The sequence below is a fragment of the Kribbella swartbergensis genome, from assembly GCF_054784135.1.
This window is the reverse complement of sequence record NZ_BAAGPM010000060.1, coordinates 1-667: the sequence shown is the minus strand read 5'-3', so window position 1 is coordinate 667 and position 667 is coordinate 1. Positions and strand designations below refer to the sequence as shown.

Below are 667 nucleotides of genomic sequence, written 5' to 3'. Positions count from 1 at the left end.
AGATCGGCGGCGAGCGCTTTTGTGTTTTTCGCACCAGCCGGTCGAAATCGCGCCTGAACTTCCTGTCGCTGCTGCGGGCCGGCTGTGACGACTATGTCGTCAACGAAGCCGCCCTGGACTATCTGCGGGCGCAATCCGTCGAGGCCGCCGTGATCGCCCGGTTGAGCAAGCTCCAGGGCCAAGTCTTCAACTCGCAAATGGAGTGGTGGCAGCATCTGCTGCAGTGCTCGATCAACATCTTCGACCGGCCTCTGCTGCAGTCGCTAGACGAAGCCGCCACCTGGGGTGCGCTCCGGCATCACGGGCTGCTGGAGAACACGGTCGTGGTCTCTGACGATGCCGGCCAGTTCCGGGTTGCCACGCATGCCCTGTGCTGGGTTCATGCCGAGCGCCACCTCGAGAAGCTGATGCCAGCCTCGCCCAAGCAGGCGAAAGCCGTTGAGCTGGTCCGCGCGGCGATCTGGTGCTTTTATCGTAGCCTGAAGCTGTGGAAGCAGAGTCCCTCACCGGGCGCCGAGGCGTCATTCCGGCACCAGTTCAACCGGATCTTTGGCCAGCGCACGGGCTACAAGGACCTTGATGAGTTGCTGGCCCGGTTGGCGCGGCGCAAAGCCGAGTTGCTGCGGGTGCTTGAGCGTCCCGAGATCCCGCTGCACACCAACGCCTC

Annotated in this window: 1 protein-coding gene; it reads left to right on the top strand. The window is 63.7% G+C overall.

Features of this window, described 5'->3' with window-relative positions; translation table 11 throughout:
* On the top strand, positions 1 to 667 hold a 667-nt coding region (locus tag ACYVOK_RS34485; protein ID WP_460666805.1), incomplete at both ends, for an IS66 family transposase.